This window comes from Bacillus sp. A260 (assembly GCF_009861435.1).
Classification (GTDB): Bacteria; Bacillota; Bacilli; order Bacillales; family Bacillaceae_G; genus Bacillus_A; species Bacillus_A cereus.
This window is the reverse complement of record NZ_CP046398.1, coordinates 393,107-412,935: the sequence shown is the minus strand read 5'-3', so window position 1 is coordinate 412,935 and position 19,829 is coordinate 393,107. Positions and strand designations below refer to the sequence as shown.

Sequence of the window (19,829 nt, the reverse complement as noted above, 5' to 3'; positions counted from 1 at the left end):
TCACTCCCTCTTACTCTAACTCCTCAATCTTTCCATACTTCTCAATATCACCAGAAGTAGTATTCGCTAACTGATTTAAAAATTCAATTTGGAAACTACCAGGTCCCTTTTCCACGGTCTTAGCAGCTGCCAGTTCCGAAGCTACACCATAAAACGTTAATGCTGCTACTGCTGCTTTTACATAATCTTTTTCCACTGCTACAAATGCTCCTATTACAGAAGTTAGTAAACAACCTGTTCCCGTAACTTTCGTTAAAATAGGGTGACCATTTCGAATAACAATAGTTCTCTCTCCATCTGTAACAACATCTTCTTTTCCAGTAATGACCGCAACTGTATTTAGTTCATCTGCTGCCTGCCTTGCAATACTTACAACATCGCCATTTCCAGTACCAGCGTCTACCCCTTTAATTTCCCATTTCTCATTAATAACATTTGCTATTTCAGCTGCATTTCCGCGGATAATTGCTAAATCAATTTCAGCCGGAATATGTCTCGCAACTTCTGTTCGATACGAAGTTGCTCCTGCACCAACTGGATCAAATAGTACTGGCACATTGTTCGCATTTGCTGATTTACCCGCGAGTAACATCGCTTCTACTTCTTCAGGACGAAGTGTCCCCATATTTAATACTAACGCTCCAGCAATGCTAGCCATTTCTGCTACTTCTTCTTTTGCATACGCCATTACAGGCGATGCCCCAAGTGCCAACAAACCATTAGCAGTAAAATTTGTTACAACAACATTTGTAATATTATGAACAAGCGGATTAGATTCTCTCACCAAATCCACTACTTTACTAATTTCTTTCATATTCATCCTTTTCATCTCCTAACTATAATGATGGGAGATACACAAAAAGACACTTTGCGCGTACGCAAAGTGCCTGAATATGTGCTTTTACACTCTCCCTACGCTGGCATTATCCAACAGGTTCAAATGGTCAATGACGGACTAGTAGCCATACTCTCAGTTTGTATCCACAAACTCCCATGTGTTTCTTATTCATCTACTTCAAAGTCTACTCTTATTCTAGTAAAATAACAAGTTCTTTACTTTTCTATTTACTGTAGAAGCAACTGATAAAGTGAAACTTTAATCAGTTGGGATTTTGTTAACTCCATTAAAAACAGCTGAAATATGGAGCGAAACTGAATCTCAAGAAGATGTATGCTATATTTAACTTATGGAAATTTGAAAGGATGTTTTTAATATGTCAAAAAGCGTTGTAATCGCTGAAAAACCTTCCGTTGCACGAGATATTGCTCGTGTACTGAAGTGTGATAAAAAAGGAAACGGCTATCTTGAAGGTAGTAAATATATTGTAACTTGGGCTTTAGGTCATCTCGTTACATTAGCAGATCCAGAAAGTTATGATGTAAAATATAAAAAGTGGAATTTAGAAGATTTACCGATGCTACCTGAGCGTTTGAAATTAACGGTTATTAAACAAACTGGTAAACAATTTAATGCTGTAAAAAGTCAGCTACTTAGAAAAGATGTAAATGAAATTATTGTAGCAACAGACGCTGGACGTGAAGGGGAATTAGTCGCACGCTGGATTATCGATAAAGTTAAGCTAAATAAACCAATCAAACGTTTATGGATTTCTTCTGTAACCGATAAAGCAATTAAAGATGGTTTTGCAAATTTAAAACCAGGTAAAGCCTATGACAATTTATACGCTTCAGCAGTTGCGCGTTCAGAAGCTGACTGGTATATCGGTCTTAATGCAACTCGTGCTTTAACGACTCGCTTTAATGCCCAGTTAAATTGCGGCCGTGTACAAACCCCTACTGTTGCTATGATTGCTAGTCGTGAGGATGAAATAAAGAACTTCAAAGCACAAACTTACTACGGCATCGAAGCTCAAACAATGGAGAAGCTCAAACTTACTTGGCAAGATGCAAATGGCAATAGCCGTAGTTTTAATAAAGAAAAAATCGATGGTATTGTAAAAAGTTTAGATAAACAAAATGCTACTGTTGTGGAAATTGATAAGAAACAGAAGAAGTCATTCTCTCCTGGTCTTTACGATTTAACTGAATTGCAACGTGATGCAAATAAAAAGTTCGGTTACTCTGCTAAAGAAACATTAAATATTATGCAAAAATTGTATGAACAGCATAAAGTACTAACGTACCCTCGTACAGATTCACGCTACATTTCATCTGATATCGTTGGAACACTTCCAGAACGTCTAAAAGCATGTGGTGTTGGAGAATACCGTCCCTTCGCACATAAAGTATTACAAAAGCCTATCAAACCTAACAAATCATTTGTTGATGATAGTAAAGTAAGCGATCATCATGCGATTATTCCAACAGAAGGATACGTTAACTTCTCAGCATTCACAGATAAAGAACGCAAAATTTATGATTTAGTTGTAAAACGTTTCTTAGCTGTTTTATTCCCAGCATTCGAATACGAACAACTAACGTTACGCACAAAGGTCGGCAATGAAACATTCATTGCACGCGGAAAAACGATTTTACATGCTGGTTGGAAGGAAGTATACGAAAATCGATTTGAAGACGATGATGTAACTGATGACGTAAAAGAGCAGATTCTACCTCACATTGAAAAGGGCGATACATTAACTGTAAAGTTACTTATGCAAACATCAGGTCAAACGAAAGCACCTGCACGCTTTAATGAAGCAACTTTACTTTCAGCAATGGAGAATCCTACAAAATATATGGATACGCAAAATAAACAACTTGCTGATACGTTAAAATCGACTGGTGGATTAGGTACTGTAGCGACACGTGCAGATATTATCGACAAACTTTTCAATTCTTTCTTAATTGAAAAACGTGGTAAAGATATTCACATTACATCAAAAGGTCGTCAATTACTTGATTTAGTACCAGAAGAATTAAAATCACCTACACTAACTGGTGAGTGGGAACAAAAACTTGAAGCAATTGCAAAAGGAAAATTAAAGAAAGAAGTATTCATTTCGGAAATGAAGAACTATACGAAAGAAATTGTTTCTGAAATTAAATCGAGTGATAAAAAATATAAACATGACAACATTTCAACGAAGTCTTGTCCAGACTGCGGTAAACCAATGCTAGAAGTAAACGGCAAAAAGGGAAAAATGCTCGTATGCCAAGATCGTGAATGTGGTCATCGTAAAAATGTATCTCGTACAACAAACGCTCGCTGTCCGCAATGTAAGAAGAAACTAGAATTACGTGGTGAGGGTGCAGGCCAAATTTTCGCATGTAAATGTGGCTATCGTGAGAAATTATCAACATTCCAAGAACGACGTAAAAAAGAATCTGGAAACAAAGCCGATAAACGCGACGTTCAAAAATATATGAAACAACAGAAAAAAGAAGAAGAACCATTAAATAACCCATTCGCAGAAGCATTAAAAAAATTAAAATTTGATTAAACAAAAAGGTTCCTACCTCTATCGGTAGGAACCTTTTATTTTAGTGAATGATTTTACTTCCTTTTGCATTCTCAACAAATTTTTCACTTGATTTGTTAATTGGTGTTTTCAGTAATAACGCAGCAACAATCATAACTACTACGAAAGCACTTAACACAAGTAAATCTCGTGTTACGATATCCCAAAGCATTCCGCCAACTGTTTCACGAATTGCGCTAATTGCGTATGTGAATGGTAAGAACGGATAAATCGCTTGGAAGAACGCTGGTGTCATTTGGATTGGGAATGTTCCGCCCGATCCTGCTACTTGTAGTACAAGTAAAATGATCGCCATCGATTTCCCAACGTTTCCGAAAATAGAAACGAGTGAGTATACGATACAAACGAAGACTCCACCAATAAATAAACTAAATAACACAAACCAGAACTTATCGACTACGTACGTACCGAGTAAGAATATATCTCCCATCGATACGATAAACGCTTGTGAAAGACCTATCGTTAAGAATGTTAATAAACGTCCGAAGTAAATTTCATGGCTCTTATAATTCGCGCCCTCTTCGTGTACTTCTACCGTTAATAATGAAACCATTAATAATGCGCCTACCCATAATGCAAGCACTGTATAGAATGGTGACATCGCTGAACCGTAGTTCGGCATCGCAAATAATTTATTTTCTTTTAAATTTACTGGATTCGCAAAGTAATCACTTTGCTTTTCAACATCATTTTTCAATAAACGTATGATGTCTTTTAAATCCTCTTCAGATTCAAAATCACGAATTTTATCTGCTAATTCTTTAATCTTTTTCTCAGTCTCCGGCATTTCAGCTTTAATATCTGCCAATTTCTTTTTCCCGTCTACTAAGCCTTTTGATGAATCTTCTAGTAATTTTTTAACATCTGGAAGCTTTTTATCTGCCTCTTTTAAAATTTGAGATGTGTTTTTGGACATACGTTTCGTACGTTCAATTGCTGTGTTAAAGTTTGGAACGATTTCTGAATCATATGTTGCTAAGAAATCACCTAATTGAGCTGAAGCATTTTTAGTCGCTTCATTAATGCTTTCTACAACCTCTTTTGTAGGCTTCTGTCCATTATTAATTAGTGTAGTTGCTTTATTCGTTGCATCTATACCTTTTTGAACAGAATTTTGTATTTTGTTCAATTTTGCAATTCCGCCATTAAGGTTTTTTCCGCTATTTACATCTGCTAATACCTTATTTGTGCTTTCTAGAACCGGAATCGCATCACCAATTAGATTATTAGTAGCTTGTAGTTGACCATTTAAATCGTTTAAAGCCACTTTTGTACTATCTAATCCATTAACACCTCTATTATTTACGTCTGCTATAACACCTTCTAAATTATTTTTTGCCTTTTCATATTCATTTTTCACACTATCGTATGCTTCATTTGCATCAGCTTTAGCTTGATCGACTGTGCTGACTGCTTTTTTATAATCTGCTACAAACGTTTCATTATAATCTTTTTCCGCTTGATCAATTAATCCATTTGCTGCATCTAACTTTTGATTCGCTACATCTGTTACATCTTTCTTTACTTCTTGTCCTGTACCGATAACATTTACAATATCTTTAATACCCTTGTTTGCATTTTCCATACCGCTTTTTAGCTTAGTTAAGCGATCCACTCGCCCTTGGAAAAAGCTTTGACCAAAATCAGTCGTCGCTGACTTTTGAAGTTCAGTAAATACATTAATAAGATATGCAATACTATCTGTACGCCCTTGAAGATTTTCAGAAACCGCATTAAGGTCTTGTTTTGCCTTTTCTGGATCAAACTGACCATTTTGCAATCCATTCACAACACTTTTTCCGTATGCTGTTCCTGCACGTGCTGAGTTTAAAACGTTATTAACTGTTTGATTAATGTTTCTTGCAATGTTTTTATAACCTTCATCATTCATCTTTGAAAGATCAGGGCGTGCTGGGAACTCCGGTAATCCCTTCATACCAGAAAGGTCTATCCCTGGATTCATTAAAAAGTTCGTAAAAGCATTGGCCTTATCCATTACATCTTTTGCTACAGTTAAATTGTTTCTCATTGTTCCAGGTGCGTTCTTTAAAGTTTCATCATTATTTGCAAAGAATTTATCTAAATTCCCTAACGCTTCTTGCCCATCATTCATAACACTCTCTACAACTGGCAACTCTTTTTGCGCTACTTTCACAACATCTTCTGCTCGAGTTGCATCATCTAACGCCTTATCCATAAGTGTATTCATTTCTGGGAACTGCGCTTCTAACTTAAAGACAAGATCTTTTACTTTCTCGATACTTGGTAAGTTTGTTTCTAAATCGATTCCAAGGTCATTGAAGATTTTAAAAATCTCACCGTTCGCTGTTTTAACGAAGTTTTTACTAATTTCTTCCGTAATACCTGATGCACCTTTTGCTGTAATCTTCGGTGCAATCGCGTTTACTTTTTCATTCACATAGTAATCCAGTTCTGGTTTTTTCGGATTTTCATCCAGAACAGTTGCGATTTTTTCAGAGAAGTCTTTTGGAATCGTAATACTTGCATAATAATCCCCACGCTCAACTCCGTAAATTGCTTGTTTTTCATCTACAAATTTCCAGCCAAGATTTTTGTTTTTCTTAAGGGAATCTACAATCTCTTTCCCGATATTAATATCTTTCCCTCTTAAATTAGAACCTGCATCTTGGTTAGAAACTGCAATGGGAACCTCTTTTGTATTTCCATACGGATCCCAAGAAGCTTTAATGTTAAACCATGCATATAACGATGGTAAAATCATTAATCCTAAAACAATAACAATTGCAGCCCAATGTTTGGCTACATTCCGTAAATCTGTCTTATAAATACGCCAAATTTGTTTCATAGAAGTTATCACCTAATTATATATTTTTCCTTCTTTAGAAAATGATACATGCATTTTGCAATTATATCACTTTCTACATCGTGTATTAACCAAAAACGTACTATTTTTTCCCATTAACTTTCACTTACTTCATTATATAACGAAGTGAGTCAAAGTATGAATACAAAATGACCAAATCGGTTTTACATTCAATAATAACAAATATATATGAAATGTCATAAAAAATACAAGTATTTTCTCTTGGAAATACTTGTATTCCTAAAAAAAATCCTCACAGCTTTTATTCTCTGTGAGGATTTCTTCTATTATATATCCAATTGAACCTCTACACCGAAATGATCTGAAATTACATTTCTGTTTGTACCATTAAAAATAACTTTTGAAGAATGAACTTTTTTACTTTGGTTACACAATATTAGATCGATTCGCAAATTATGTTTATTTTCATCCCAACCAGCAATCTCACCTTGGACAGTCGTTCCTTCATCCTTCTCTATTGCTAATTCATATGTGTCATACAACCCTTTTTGCATCATATACTCATAACCTTCGCCTTCCAACCGAGCATTGTTATTAAAATCCCCCATTAAGAAGGCGAGCTTATTGCTATCTACACGCTCCATCAAACGATCGACTTGACCTTCGAATGACTCTTCTTCATCATTCCACCAACCGAGATGGCAAGAGTAAAACGTTATATCCTTACCATTATAAGCAATTGTTGCACTTACAATTTTACGCGTTTTCCAATACGTTGTATCCTCGTTTTCTGAAATGAAGAACGTATCTTCTTTTATAATATTATGCTTCGTTATAATTGCTAATCCTTCTTCATACACGTCATAACCAATATGAGAGAAATCCCAAGTAATATTGTAATCTTTTACATGTAGCGCTTTTAACTCTTCTAATAGTAAAAGTCCAAAATTATCTTCTTTCTTGTTACCGCATACATTTTCAGCTTGTATGGACTGACTTACTTCTTGCAATGCGATGACATCGTACTCTTCTTCTTGAATTACTTTAGCAAGGTATTGTATCTTTTCTATTTGATTCTCTTCTTGCCAAGAATGACAGTTTAAAGTTAGCAATTTCATATTATTACGCACCTAACATATCTTGAATGTCTGACTTTAATACGTCAGCTTTCGGACCATATACCGCTTGTACACCTTTATCTTTTACAATAAGCCCTAAAGCACCATTTTGTTTCCACTGTGCTTCTGGTGCAACAACATCTAAATCTTTTACTGTTACACGTAAGCGTGTCATACAAGCATCTACGTCAGCAATATTTTCTTTTCCACCTAATAAATCGATAACTTTTGTTGCTAATGAACCGTCTTGTACATTTCCTGTTCCTTCTGATGCCTCATCTTCATTATCAATATAGTTACCTGCACGCCCTGGTGTTGGTAAATTGAATTTTTTAATTAAGAAATTAAATAGTGTAAAGTTAAGACCGAAGAACACTAATGAAACAATAACAAAGTTGATTAAGTCTCTTGTTAAACCTGCGTTAACCATCATTGGCGTACGAGTAATTAACTCAATAAATCCAAATGCATGAACACGTAAGTTAATTAAATCAGCTAGCGCGAATGCAAGTCCTGTTGTAATAGCATATACAACATATAATACTGGAGCAATAAACATGAACATGAATTCAATTGGTTCTGTTACACCTGTTAAGAATACTGCTAATGCTGCTGATAAAAACATTGGTTTATATTTTGCACGCTTTTCTTTATCAACGTTACGGAACATCGCAAATGCAATTCCCATTAAAGCTGCTGTTGAGCCGATAACTTGTCCAGCTTTGAAACGAGCTGGTACAACGTTATTTAATAAATCGTTATATGCCTTCGTATCTCCATTTGCTAATAAATTATTTAAATCTGTAATCCATGCAAGCCATAATGGATCTTGTCCTGCTACAACTTGTCCAACTTTTGAACCAGTTAGCATCGTATATGTTCCGCCTAGCTCTGTATAGTTCATCGGAATCGTTAACATATGGTGTAAACCAAATGGTAATAATAAACGCTCTAACGTTCCATATACAAACGGTGCAACAACTGGTGCACTATCTTTTGAAGCTGCAATCCAGCGACCAAATTCATTTAACCCACTTTGGATGAATGGCCATAGAAGTGATAATACAATCGCAGTAACTGTAGACCAAAGAATTACAACGAATGGTACAAATCGTTTTCCATTAAAGAATGCTAATGCCTGTGGCAGTTTATTATAGTTATAATATTTGTTATATAAAGTAGCTCCTAAGAAACCTGTGATAATCCCTACGAACACTCCCATGTTTAATGCAGGTGCACCAAGTACAGAAGTAAAGTAATCTTTTACAATTAAATCTCCCGCTATTACTGAAGAAACTTTCGCTTTTGAATCCGCTAACATTTCAGCGTTTACCCCAAATATAGCTCCTGTAATTCGGTTTGTTAAGACGAATGCTAATAGCGCTGCAAATGCACCACCTGCGCGATCTTTCGCCCAAGATCCCCCAATTGCTACTGCGAATAAGATGTGTAGATTTGTAATGATTGCCCAACCGATGTCTTCCATTACGCGAGCGATTGTATGAACTGCGTTAACATCCCCAGCAGACATACCAATTAACTTACCGATGGAAATCATTAAACCAGCTGCTGGCATTACGGCTACAACAACTAATAACGCTTTCCCGAACTTTTGCCAAAAATCAAAAGACGTAATTTTCATCTGTTCTTCCTCCCCTTTATTTATAAAAACATAATGATTTAAATTATAATTTCTGTTCCCTTTATGAAAACGATTCCTTATGTTACTTTATTTTTATCTTTACGCAACCGTTTTCATAAATCTATTTTAATAAAAGCGTTTTCACTTTGCAATAGAAATTTATTTTTTTTCATAAAAAAAGATGCTCAAAGAGCATCCTTTTTTATTATGAAATGCGATAAACCCTTGTTTCATAAGGCTTTAAAGCAATTGTTGTTACTTCTTCATGTTCCGCAACTTCATAGTTATTTAAAAGCAAACGTTTGCGTTCTAGTGCAAATGAACCCTCATTATACACAGCTTCCTCTTTTGAGATATTACTAATTACAATGACTTTTTCATCCTGTAACGTACGTGTATATGCATAAATTTGTGGATCGTCTTCTAAAAGTAAATCATACGTACCATAGTTCAGTACATCGTGCTCTTTTTTCAGGGCAATCATTTTCTTATAGAAATTGAAAATAGACTTTTCTTCATTTTTTTGCTTTTCAACATTAATTTCTTTGTAATTTGGATTCATGCTAAACCAAGGTGTACTTGTTGTGAAACCAGCATTCATCTCATCATTCCACTGCATAGGTGTACGTGAATTATCGCGGCAAGAAGCCCATATAATCTCCATCATATCTTGATGTGGTACGCCCTCTGCAATTTTCTCGCGATATAAATTTTTAATTGCTACATCATCGTAATCTTCAATATTTGGTAACTGAACATTTGTCATACCAATTTCTTGGCCTTGATAAATAAAAGGTGTACCGTGCATAAAGAAATACATCGCCCCTAGAGCTGTTGCACTTTCACGCCAATATTGTTTATCATCTCCCCATGTTGAAACGATACGTGGTTTATCGTGATTCTCAATATATAAAGCGTTCCATCCTTTATTTTCTAATCCTTTTTGCCATTTCGTTAATACTTTTTTCAATCCTACAACATCAAGGTCTTTCTTCTTCTCTGCATCCCATAAACTTAAATGTTCAAATTGGAATACCATATTGAACTTACCTTGCTCTTCTCCAACCCAAAGCTCAGCATCTTCAATCTTAACACCATTTGCTTCACCAACAGTCATAATATCGTACTTAGAGAATGTATTTTCTTTTAGCTCTTCTAATAAAGGTTGAATACCTTTCACATTCATATGTTTATCAAAAGATGGCACATATTTTAACCCTTTTGGATTTGGCATATCCTTGAGGCCTTCTTCTTTTTTAATATGACTGATCGCATCAACGCGGAAACCATCAATACCTTTATCAAGCCACCAATTAACCGTATCGTATAGTACTTCGCGAACTTCTTTATTCTCCCAGTTTAAATCTGGTTGTTTACGTGAGAATAAATGTAAATAATATTGTTCTGTTTCTTCATCATATTCCCATGCCGAACCATTAAAAATACTTTCCCAGTTGTTTGGCTCCGCACCATCTTTACCATCATGCCAAATATACCAATCACGCTTCGGATTATCTTTAGATGAACGTGATTCAATAAACCATGGATGTTCATCACTCGTATGATTAATAACTAAATCAATAATAAGCTTCATATCACGCTTATGAACTTCATCTAGTAAAGCATCAAAGTCTGCCATTGTACCAAACTCATCCATAATATCTTGATAATCACTAATATCATAACCATTATCATCATTAGGCGACTTATACATTGGACAAATCCAAATTACATCTATACCTAAATCTTTTAAATAATCCAGTTTTGCAATAATACCTTGTAAATCTCCAATACCATCACCATTTGAATCCATAAAGCTTCGTGGATAAATTTGATAAGCAACCGCTTCTTTCCACCATGTCTTATTCATAGTCATTCTCTCCTTTTGCATCCCATCGGAATTTTATGCAAACGTTTTCGTAACACTATCATAACAAAATATGAACAGTTTGCAACTGTTTTCATTGAACTCTATGTAGATTCTTTATTCTTATGCTTTATTTATTTCTCACAAAGGTAAATCTCATTCTTCACCTCTCCTTGTCCACGCGTATTACAGACATTTTTCATATATTAATAAAAAACTCTGATTATTTTAGAAAGGAGTAATAAATTGAAGCAAACAAAATTAACAGGTCGTATCGTTGTTCCCACAGATCCTGACTACGACGTAGCCCGAATGAATTTAAATTTAAGTATTCCAAAACTCCCTTGTATTATTGTTTTTTGTCAAAATAACAAGGATGTCTGTAACGCCTTAAAATGGGCACGTGAACGTCATATACCATTTCGGTTAAGAAGTGGACGTCATAGCTATGAAAATTTTTCTCTTTTAAATAGAGGACTTATTATTGATGTGAGTGAAATGCATCGCATTACTGTTAATACAGAGAAATTAACAGCAACAATTGAGGCTGGTGCAAATCTTGGCACTGTTTATAAAGAACTTTGGAATTACGGTGTTACAATTCCTGCTGGTACAAGTGCAAGCGTTGGAGTTGTTGGATTAGCACTTGGCGGTGGTATTGGTATGCTTTCGCGCTTATTTGGATTAACATGTGATCAATTAATGGAAGTGGAAATGGTACAAGCGTGTGGAAAATTTGGTGCAAAACTCATTCGTGCAAATGAACAAGAAAACTCTAACCTTTTTTGGGCATGCCGTGGTGGCGGTGGTGGAAACTTCGGAATTGTCACTTCCTTAACTTTTCGAGTCCACCCGATAAAAAATGTATCAATTTTCTCAATTACATGGGAATGGGAAGACTTTATTGCTGCATTTCAAGCGTGGCAAAACTGGGCACCTTATATAGATGAACGTCTCACTTCATCGATCGAATTATTCGCCAAGCAACGAAATAAAATTGAAGCACAAGGCGAGTTTGTCGGTTCTCCCTCTGAACTCCATTCCCTATTATCCCCTCTTCTTGAAACTGGTAGCCCCTCTCTCTTTATAGAAGAAGTTCCTTATATAAAGGCTGTTGAATTTTTTAATGGAGGTAACATCCCTGAAAATTTTAAGCGCTCTGGTTCCTATGTCTATAAACCTATTCCCCTTAAAGGCATTCAAATCATGCAATCCTTTCTTTCTCATGCACCAAATAAAGATGCTAGTATTTGGCATCAATCGCTCATAGGTGCTGTTGAAAATATTTCGCCGAATGAAACGGCTTATTTTCATCGTAAAGCAATTATTGCTCAAGAATACATTACCTCTTGGAAATGCGATGATGAAGAAAATCGAAATATACGCTGGGTTAAAGGTTTACGAGAAAGCTTAGATCCTTATACACTAGGTGACTATGTGAACTGGCCCGATATCGACATTAAAAATTGGCAAACTAGTTATTATGGCTCTAACTTTCACAGATTACGTAAAGTAAAAACCATGTATGATCCTTGTGATGTTTTTCATTTCCAACAAAGTATTCCTCCTTTTCATACGTGAAAAAAGGGGATAACATAAAAAAATCATCCAATATACCGTTACCTCGCAGTATGTTGGATGATTCAAGTTGATTTTCTATATCGTTTCAAATTCTTGCTCCTACTCATAAACTTTTACTTACAGATTAATTGTATTTCGTATCATTTTCATGCAATGAATGTAATTTAATATTTGGTACTTTATCTTTTTCAATACCTCTATTATAAGAAACAGGAACTTGAAATTCAAATTGCTTTGTCTCATGTTTTTGTAAATAGACTGGTTTCGGTACTGGATAGCTTTTTGAATTCTCGTTTGCATTATCATATAAAACAACTTTTAATGCTTGTGAATGATTACGATAATTTTTTAAAGTAACAATGCACTTCGGTTGGATATTCTCTCCATTTTTCTCCATTCTACACTGGCTATCTTCTTTTTTATATTCTATTGCTTCTACCCCTGTTTTTCCTGCATAATACCATGTTTTATTCAATGTCTGGAGGATTGTATTTAAAATAAACGGCATCATTACAATCAAAATACTAGTACCTACTACTTTTATTTTATTCATTTTTCTAAATGTACTAGACTCCTTTTTTCCTAGCCATTTTAAAAATAATATAAATGCAATTACATGTAGTATGAAAGAAACAATCAATATATTTGAGACTTTATAATCCATATAAACATACGTATGTATCGGAATCTTATAGACATTGAATAGTTTTTCCCCAATTAATTCATTATCATTTGGAATTTTTAATAATAACAAAACCCCTATACTGTAACAAATAGCTACTAATCGATCATACTCAATACGAATCATTCTTTCTCCCCTTCACTTTGTATTTTATTATCGATTTTAGCTATTATTACCATACTATACAATCTTTTTATAGAGGATAACGTAAAAAAGTTCCTTATAAATATATAAAGAACCTTATTAATATACACTATGAATTAAAAAATCAATATACAATTTTCACATAGAGATTTCTTCAAAATATGTTGGATCATGTATTGTAATTTTTTTATCTAAAATTGTAACAATGCTATCATTTTTTAATTGTTTTAATACGCTGCTAACTGTCTCTCGAGATGTTCCAGATATTTTGGATATTTCAATTGTTGTAAGTGGACATGAAATTACAATCTTTTCTCCACTCTGTTCTCCTAAATCCTGCATTAAATAATTTAACGTTTGGATAACACGATCTTGTGCATTAGGAATTGTAATATTTTGCACTCGATTTTCGTTCAATTTTAATATAGATGATAATTGCTGAACAACGTACATCAATTGTGTTCTGCTGGACTTTACCATATCTTCAAAGATTACCGTTGGAATATAATATACCTCCACATCCGTCATTGCTTCTGCTGTATAGTTATATCCTCTGTCTGTAAACATACCACCATAAGGAAAAATAGAATACCGCTTTACATAGTCATCGTATAATAAGTTCCCATTTTGATTAACCCGCTCTAACTTTACAAAACCATCTAACATGAAGTAAATTCTTTCCCTTGAATCCCCTTCTAAAAATAAAAATTGACCTTTTTTATAAGTTCGCCAATAAACAAACTCTGTTAAGCCTTTCAATTTTTTTTCTGTTAAATGAGCAAATAATTCGAACTGCTTTAAGTCTTTCACTACGTTCCGTCTATTCATAAAATTCCCTCTCTCTTGCTGTATGTTGGAGCGAAAAATCAAGAAAGCGTATTCAATTTGAATTTTATCATAATTAACTTGTATATTCAGATTTCATCATGAAAACTTTATGAACAATGAGTACAAAAAATATTAATAAATAAAAAGAATGAAGTTATTAACCTCATTCTTTTTTTACTACTAAGTAGCGTACATAATAATTTAAACATACATGCATACATTCTGTTTTGAAATAATAGTACCGGCTTTTTCTTCTAGTGCTTCATATACTTTTTCTAAAGACGTAATAATCGTTTTTCTTTTTGGATTTGTATTAACAAAATTAATAGCAGCTTCGATTTTTGGAAGCATGCTTCCCGCAGCAAATTGTTGTTCTTCAATATATTCTTCTAATTGATTCACTGTGACATGCTCTAATTTTTTTTGATTCGGTTGATTATAATTTACATACACATAATCAACTGCAGTTAAAATAACGAGCGTATCGGCATCTACTAATTCTGCTAATTTCTGCGCAGCGAAATCTTTATCGATAACCGCTTCAGTTCCTTTTAACCCTTCTTCAGAATCAATTACTGGAATTCCACCTCCGCCCACAGCTATCACTATGTTTCCATCTTCGACCAAAGAATTAATCACTTTATGTTCATGAATACTTACAGGCTTCGGTGATGGAACAACACGTCTCCATCCTCTACCAGCATCTTCTTTAAACACTGCTTTTGTTTCATCCATTAATTTTCTGGCCTCTTCTTCTGTATAAAAAGGACCAATTGGTTTAGTTGGATTTTTAAATGCCTCATCTTTTTTATCCACAACAACACGTGTTATAACCGTTGCTACATCTTTGTTTATATTCCGTTTTTTCAATGCCTTTTCAATTGCATTTTCCATCCAATATCCAATCATCCCTTGGCTCATTGCCCCACAAGTATCTAATGGCATTGCAGGTGTCTTTTCCGTTTCTGCAGCTTTTTGCTGTAATAAAATATTCCCCACTTGTGGGCCATTTCCATGCGCAATTACTATATCCACATCATTTTCCATTATTTTCACAAGTTGTTCTGCCGTTTTTTCCAACGCTTCTTGCTGCGCTCCCGCAGTAGCTTCTCCAGACTGTATCGCATTTCCCCCTAGTGCAACTACAATTTTTCTTCGTGCCATATTCCAGCCCTCCAGTTGATTTCGCTTTCACAGCGCTTTATAAAGTAATACTGCCTGTAATTAATCCATAAATCGCAAAGAATGCTAAAGCACCAATTGCTACGGATGATGCTAATTCCACTCGAGTAAATATTTGCTTCGAACTCTTTTGCTTTTGAACATTGTAAAAAATAAAAATACCTGGCGCATATAAAGTCATTGTTAATAATAAATACTCTAAACCGGCTGCATAAACTAACCACACTCCATAAATACTTGCGATCAAGCCAATTATTATATTTTTATTTCGATCTGCTTCTTCAGACTTTAAGCTATGCTTCAGTTGATAAAATGCTGAAAAAGCATATGGGATTAAAATAGCTGAAGATGCTAAAGAGAATGCAAAGTTATACGCCTGATCAGAAACGACGAATGTTAACAAGAATATTTGTATTAAACCATTTGTTATCCATAATGAATTTACTGGAGCCTTATTTTTATTTTCTTTTGCGAACCATTTTGGAAATACTCCATCTTTAGCCGCTAAATATGGAATTTCAGAAGCGAGCAAAGTCCAACCTAACCAAGCACCTAATACAGAGATGACTAAACCTAAATTAATAAAGATAGCACCCCATTTTCCAACAACACTTTCAAACAAATAAGCCATAGCCGGATTTTTCAAACCTGCAATGTCTGCTTGCTGCATAAGTCCAAGAGACAATAATGTGATTAAAATGTAAATGATGAGTGTACCAATTAAGCCAATAACGGTTGCTTTCCCTACATCACTTCTATTTTTTGCTCGACTGGATAAAACAACAGCCCCTTCTACCCCAATAAATACCCATAAAGTTACAAGCATTGTACTTTTAACTTGGCTGCCAACTGCTCCCCATGAAAAAGAACCAGTTTGCCCCCAAAATCCATCTAAGAACGTATCAATATGAAACGCAAAGATTCCTATGACAATAAATACAAATACAGGTACTAATTTTGCGATTGTAGTTACTAAATTCACAAGGGCTGCTGATTGAACTCCACGTAAAATTAACATGTGAACACACCATAATAATACGCTTGCACCAATAATGGATTCTACATTTTGACCGCCTTCAAAGATCGGGAAGAAATATCCTAATGAAGAAAACAATAATGTACCGTAAGCTACATTCCCAAGCCAAGCAGATAGCCAGTATCCCCACGCACTATTAAACCCCATAAAATTACCAAACCCTGCTTTTGCATAGCTAAAAATACCACCATCTAAATCTGGCCGTTTTACAGTTAGATTTTGAAAAGATAATCCGAGTGCGATCATCCCAATTCCTGTTATAACCCAGCCAATAATAATGGCTCCAGCACCAGCACCTTTTGCCATATCACTCGCTAAATTAAAGGCTCCACCGCCAATCATAGACCCAACTACAAGAGCCGTTAGTGTAAACAACCCTAATTTCTTATCTTCACCCATTCCACTCACCTCTCTTTAATTGCAATAACAATACAAAAGCAATAGTGAATGATAGTGTCTAAAGGAGGAGAAAGAAGAAAGGAAGACTCCCTTTCTTCTTTACTCCATGTTTCCTAAAGTAGCTGCCATAACCGCTTTAATTGTATGCATTCTATTTTCAGCTTGATCAAATACTTTTGAATGTTTACTGCGGAATACTTCGTCAGTTACCTCCATTTCTTTCAACCCATATTTCTCATAAACTTCTTCGCCATACATCGTTTCAACATCATGAAATGCAGGTAAACAATGTAAGAAAATCACGTTTTCATTCCCTGTTGCTTTAATCATTTTCATATTTACTTGATAAGGTTTCAATAACTCGACACGTTCAGCAAATTTTTCTTCTTCCCCCATAGACACCCATACATCTGTATAAATTACATCTGCATTCGCAACAGCTTCTTCCACATTACTTGTTATCATTACTTGTTCATTATATTTTTTTGCTAAATCAATTACTTCTTGTGCAGGCCATAAAGATTCCGGTGTACAAATACGTACATCCATTCCAACGATTGCTCCACCAACTAGTAAGCTATTAGCAACATTATTTCGCCCATCGCCAACGTAAACGAGCTTCACATTTTTCAATTTCCCTATATGTTCTCTAATTGTTAATAAATCTGCTAGTGTTTGTGTTGGATGCCACATATCTGTTAATCCATTCCAAACTGGCACACCAGAATTTTGTGCTAAAGATTCTACAGTTTCATGATTAAATCCACGAAACTCAATTCCGTCAAACATACGCCCTAACACTTTTGCTGTATCCTCTACAGATTCTTTTTTCCCAAGTTGAATATCACCTTTCCCTAAATATTCAGGATTTGCCCCTAAATCTGTACATGCTACTGTAAATGCACAACGCGTACGAGTAGAAGTTTTTTCAAATAAGAGCGCTACATTTTTACCTTCTAAATAATGATGCGGGATACCGTTTTTCTTTTTCTCTTTTAATTCTGCTGCCAAATCTAGAAAATATAACAATTCTTCTTGTGTAAAATCTTTTTCTGCTAGAAAGCTTCTTCCTTTTAAATTTGGTCTAGTCATTAACATAATTCATCCCTACTTTCTCCGTTATTTATACTAAATATCTTTACGAACAATTGGCATACTCATGCAACGTGGACCCCCACGACCACGAGATAATTCCGAACTTAGCACCTCAATCACTTCTATACCGTGTTCACGTAATAACGTATTAGATACATAGTTACGATCATATGTAACAACTACACCTGGCGCAATTGCTAATGTGTTCGAGCCATCATTCCATTGTTCACGAGCAGAAGCAATTACATCTCCTCCTCCACATGGAATAAGAACTAATTCACTTAAGCCTAATACCTCTTTTAATGCTTCCATTAAAGAAGTACGATGTGTAATTTTAAGAGTTTCCTCATCTGATCCTTTTTCTAAAATATAAATATTCATATTCCCTTTTGGCCCTTGAATGGCTGGGTGAATTGTAAACTTGTCATAATCAACCATTGTAAATACTGTATCTAAATGCATAAATGCTCGACATTTTGGAATTTCTATTGCTAACACTTTCTTAATTTTATTTTGTCGGCTAAAAAGATTTTTAGCTAAACGTTCAATTGCTTTAGCTGAAGTACGAGCAGATACTCCAATCGCAATTGTTTCTTCATTTAAAATTAGCTCGTCGCCACCTTCAATTGGAAATTTATAATCACGATCTAACCAGATTGGTACATTATGTTTTGCAAATCTTGGATGATATTTAATGATGTACTCCATGAATAATGATTCACGTCTACGCGCTGGTTCTCTCATCTTATTTATCGTTAAGCCATCGCCCACGCTAGCTGCTGGGTCACGAGTAAAATATAAATTAGGCATTGGATCTAAGTAAAACGGATAGTGATCTTCCATTAATTCATATAAATGTGTCTTCTTACTTGTTTCAATTTCGTTTTTCCGTACACCGCCCATAATTTTTTGAATTAATTCTTCATTTGAAAAGGAAAGTAAATATTCTTTTAAAGTTTGATGTGCAACATTTACGTCGGCCTGTCCTTCTTTTAAAATACGATCAACAAATTCTTCTCGAAGTTTTTTATCTACTAACGCCTCAGCGGCTAGTTTTTCTAAATAAAGAACTTCAACACCCCGATTGCGTAACGTTTGTGCAAAATAATCATGCTCTTTTTGAATAATTGGTAAGTATGGAATATCGTCAAATAATAATTGCTGCAAATAATCTGGCGTCAAGTTTTCCACTTCTTTACCCGGTCGTTTTAATAAAACCGTTTGTAATTCCCCAATTTCTGAAGTAACATGTATCGGATGTTTCATTTGTTGTACCTCCTTTTAAATATGTTTGATGTCTTACAAGTACATAATAAATGCTCTGTACTTTCATCTTTGTGAAAGCATCCACATTATCATTGTGAAATATTAAACAAGTTATTTTTTTAAAATCATACGAATATGTATTTTTATAACAAACTATCTTGCTTTCTCAATAAAAAATACATATATTACGCATATATATTGAATATTTAACTTCCGTATTTAAACAAAAATCCTGTTTTTAATTTTATTAAAAACAGGATTTTTGCATCTAAATAATTAAATTTAATCTTTCTTCTATAATCTCCCTATCTGATTTCGACTGTGAAATTATAAGGCATGTATCATTTCCACATATACATCCTATTTTTTCTTTCCAATCTAACTCATCAAATAAAACACCAATAACATGTGCATTACCAGGTAATGTTTTAATAACCATTAATTGATCTACACAATCAATTTTTACAACAACTTCTCGTAATTTTTTCTTTAACTTTATATCAGTTTGTAAATGCTCTTCTGAGAAAACTTTATATATCATTAATCCTTCTTGAGAAGGTACCTTCGTTAAGTTTAACTCACGAATATCGCGAGAAACCGTAGCTTGTGTTACTAATACATCTTTTTTTGCTAACAATTCTACTAATCTTTCTTGCTTATCTATTTCATACTCCTTTACAAATTGTTTAATTAACCGTTGTCTTTTTTCTTTTTTCATAAAAGACACCCCTTTTAATATT

14 protein-coding genes and 1 riboswitch are annotated in these 19,829 nt (G+C 34.5%); of the genes, 2 read left to right on the top strand and 12 right to left on the bottom strand.

The window, feature by feature from the left end; all coding sequences use genetic code 11:
- Positions 1 to 10: 10 nt before the first annotated feature.
- Entirely contained in the window at positions 11 to 820 is an 810-nt protein-coding gene (gene thiM, locus GD442_RS02155) for a hydroxyethylthiazole kinase (RefSeq protein WP_086408065.1), read from the bottom strand.
- A gap of 72 nt (positions 821 to 892) precedes the next feature.
- Positions 893 to 1,005: riboswitch (TPP riboswitch) on the bottom strand.
- Positions 1,006 to 1,214: 209 nt separating this feature from the next.
- Here thiM and topB point away from each other — a divergent pair.
- Positions 1,215 to 3,404, top strand: coding sequence for a DNA topoisomerase III (topB, locus tag GD442_RS02150; RefSeq protein WP_086408066.1), 2,190 nt, complete (start codon positions 1,215 to 1,217; stop codon positions 3,402 to 3,404).
- 40 nt (positions 3,405 to 3,444) lie between these two features.
- On the opposite strand, the gene GD442_RS02145 is transcribed toward topB, so the two are convergent.
- The 4 genes from GD442_RS02145 to GD442_RS02130 form a co-directional block, all read right to left on the bottom strand.
- A complete protein-coding gene (locus GD442_RS02145) occupies positions 3,445 to 6,270 on the bottom strand; it encodes a YhgE/Pip domain-containing protein (protein ID WP_074555646.1) in 2,826 nt (941 codons plus the stop codon).
- A gap of 305 nt (positions 6,271 to 6,575) precedes the next feature.
- Positions 6,576 to 7,367, bottom strand: coding sequence for an endonuclease/exonuclease/phosphatase family protein (locus tag GD442_RS02140; protein ID WP_000771985.1), 792 nt, complete (start codon positions 7,365 to 7,367; stop codon positions 6,576 to 6,578).
- Between the two features lie 4 nt (positions 7,368 to 7,371).
- Complete coding sequence (locus GD442_RS02135) at positions 7,372 to 9,009, bottom strand: PTS transporter subunit IIBC (RefSeq protein ID WP_000705560.1); 1,638 nt, start codon at positions 9,007 to 9,009, stop codon at positions 7,372 to 7,374.
- A 205-nt stretch (positions 9,010 to 9,214) separates the two neighbouring features.
- Positions 9,215 to 10,879: a glycoside hydrolase family 13 protein gene (locus tag GD442_RS02130; RefSeq protein ID WP_001044710.1), complete on the bottom strand. Its 1,665-nt coding sequence runs from the start codon at positions 10,877 to 10,879 to the stop codon at positions 9,215 to 9,217.
- A 243-nt stretch (positions 10,880 to 11,122) separates the two neighbouring features.
- Between GD442_RS02130 and GD442_RS02125 the strand changes: the two genes are divergently transcribed.
- On the top strand, positions 11,123 to 12,457 hold the full coding sequence (locus tag GD442_RS02125) for an FAD-binding oxidoreductase (RefSeq protein WP_000814898.1): 1,335 nt from the start codon (positions 11,123 to 11,125) through the stop codon (positions 12,455 to 12,457).
- A 124-nt stretch (positions 12,458 to 12,581) separates the two neighbouring features.
- Here the strand turns inward: GD442_RS02125 and GD442_RS02120 are convergent, their stop codons facing one another.
- From GD442_RS02120 to argR, 7 genes are all read right to left on the bottom strand, one after another.
- A complete protein-coding gene (locus tag GD442_RS02120; RefSeq protein ID WP_000619186.1) occupies positions 12,582 to 13,265 on the bottom strand; it encodes a hypothetical protein in 684 nt (227 codons plus the stop codon).
- A gap of 156 nt (positions 13,266 to 13,421) precedes the next feature.
- Entirely contained in the window at positions 13,422 to 14,111 is a 690-nt protein-coding gene (locus tag GD442_RS02115; RefSeq protein WP_001081905.1) for a Crp/Fnr family transcriptional regulator, read from the bottom strand.
- A 201-nt stretch (positions 14,112 to 14,312) separates the two neighbouring features.
- Complete coding sequence (gene arcC, locus GD442_RS02110; RefSeq protein ID WP_000113951.1) at positions 14,313 to 15,275, bottom strand: carbamate kinase; 963 nt, start codon at positions 15,273 to 15,275, stop codon at positions 14,313 to 14,315.
- 37 nt (positions 15,276 to 15,312) lie between these two features.
- Complete coding sequence (gene arcD / locus GD442_RS02105) at positions 15,313 to 16,728, bottom strand: arginine-ornithine antiporter (RefSeq protein WP_000503412.1); 1,416 nt, start codon at positions 16,726 to 16,728, stop codon at positions 15,313 to 15,315.
- Positions 16,729 to 16,827: 99 nt separating this feature from the next.
- Positions 16,828 to 17,826: an ornithine carbamoyltransferase gene (gene argF / locus GD442_RS02100; protein WP_000930289.1), complete on the bottom strand. Its 999-nt coding sequence runs from the start codon at positions 17,824 to 17,826 to the stop codon at positions 16,828 to 16,830.
- 30 nt (positions 17,827 to 17,856) lie between these two features.
- Positions 17,857 to 19,089 (bottom strand): arginine deiminase, encoded by a 1,233-nt coding sequence (gene arcA / locus GD442_RS02095; RefSeq protein WP_000682331.1) that lies wholly within the window; start codon positions 19,087 to 19,089, stop codon positions 17,857 to 17,859.
- 268 nt (positions 19,090 to 19,357) lie between these two features.
- Positions 19,358 to 19,807, bottom strand: a complete 450-nt coding sequence (argR, locus tag GD442_RS02090) for an arginine repressor (RefSeq protein ID WP_000711826.1) — start codon at positions 19,805 to 19,807, stop codon at positions 19,358 to 19,360.
- Positions 19,808 to 19,829: the final 22 nt, after the last annotated feature.